Here is a 1346-nt window from a genome sequence, read left to right as displayed (position 1 = left end):
GGTCGTGGTCGGCCATCAGCCGCCGCAGCTTCCACCGCACCCCCATCTTCACTTTCACCGCTGCCCCACCCCCAGATCGGCGAACCGCTGCCCCAGCGATCGCTGAACAAGACGGTTGCGGTACTCGTCCGACACCCCCGTGTAAATCGCCGTGGTCGAGGCGTGACGGTGACCGACCTGTTCCTGCACGAACCGCTGCGGATAGTCGAACTCCACCAGGTGCGTCACATACGAATGCCGCAAGCAGTGCAGATCCAGATACTCATCGAGACCGGCTGCCTCACGGGCCTGCGCGAACGCGTCGTTGACCGCACGCCGCGACATCCGCCCACGCCGCTCCGTCACCCACATCGCCGCATGCTTGCCAGCATTGAACAGCGGACGCAGCTCATCCATCCACTGCTCCAGCACCCCGACGACCCAGTCCATCTCCGGAACCGTCAAAACCGTGCGCCGCTTCGGCGCACCACCACGAGACGCCTTGCCATGGCGCACCATCAGCGCGCCGAACCGACCGAACTGACGAGCCTTCGGATTGTGCCGCAGATCCTGAATATCCAGCCCGCACGCCTCGCCGCGCCGCAACCCAAACGCATAGATGACCTTGAGAAGGGCGGCGTCCCGCTGCGCGGCCAACGCCCCCTTACGCCCCCGCGCACGGATCTGCTCAACAGAGGCGTCAGCGGCGTCGAACAACGCCTGCACCTCGTCATAGCTCAACGGCCGCCGCCGCGCATCACCCTCGTACTCGGCAACGTGCGCCACCGAATTCCACTCGTGCAGCAACTGCACCGGCGCGGCACCGAAACGCTCCAAGCACGCCGACGGCCAGCCATACCGTGCGTCGGTCACGTAATCCAGGAACAGCCGCAGACAGACCTCGTAGTTGCGCAACGTCGACACCGCCACCGGCCCAGCCCCCGACCGAAGGCTCGCCAGGAACGCCTCCACCTCACCGGCCGACCACTGCCACGGGTACTGATTACTGAACTCCACCAACCTCCGCACCAACGCCAACCGCGGCGCGATCGTCTTCGACTTCAAATTCCGCGACCGCTGCTGAACCGACCACCCATCCACCATCGCCGCGAACGCCGCCCGCTGCGGATCCAAATGCGCCACGCCCGGCACCAGCGACAACGCCGCCGAGCCCGCTAAACCACCTGTCCTACCCACGATGCATCCAACGCAACATCGTTGAACCTGGATACGGTCGAGCCACCCACGCCTGCCTGCCACCAGCACAAACACCAGCCAGCGCGCCGAGTCGTTACCAACCCGCCCCAACCTCGTTGAACGAGTCATCAGGATGCTCAATGTTGCAGCCAATGCAATTCAGCTCGGTT

The 1346-nt window shown here is 64.9% G+C and carries 1 protein-coding gene; it reads right to left on the bottom strand.

Annotation, left to right across the window (positions count from 1 at the left end; translation table 11 throughout):
• Positions 1-54 precede the first annotated feature (54 nt).
• Positions 55-1122, bottom strand: coding sequence for a tyrosine-type recombinase/integrase (locus ABZ671_RS32565; protein ID WP_357865363.1), 1068 nt, complete (start codon positions 1120-1122; stop codon positions 55-57).
• Positions 1123-1346: the final 224 nt, after the last annotated feature.

Origin of the sequence: Micromonospora sp. NPDC006766 (assembly GCF_040636055.1) — a bacterium.
GTDB lineage: Bacteria > Actinomycetota > Actinomycetes > Mycobacteriales > Micromonosporaceae > Micromonospora.
The sequence above is the reverse complement of the archived record's forward strand: the minus strand, read 5'-3'. Positions and strand labels throughout refer to the sequence as shown.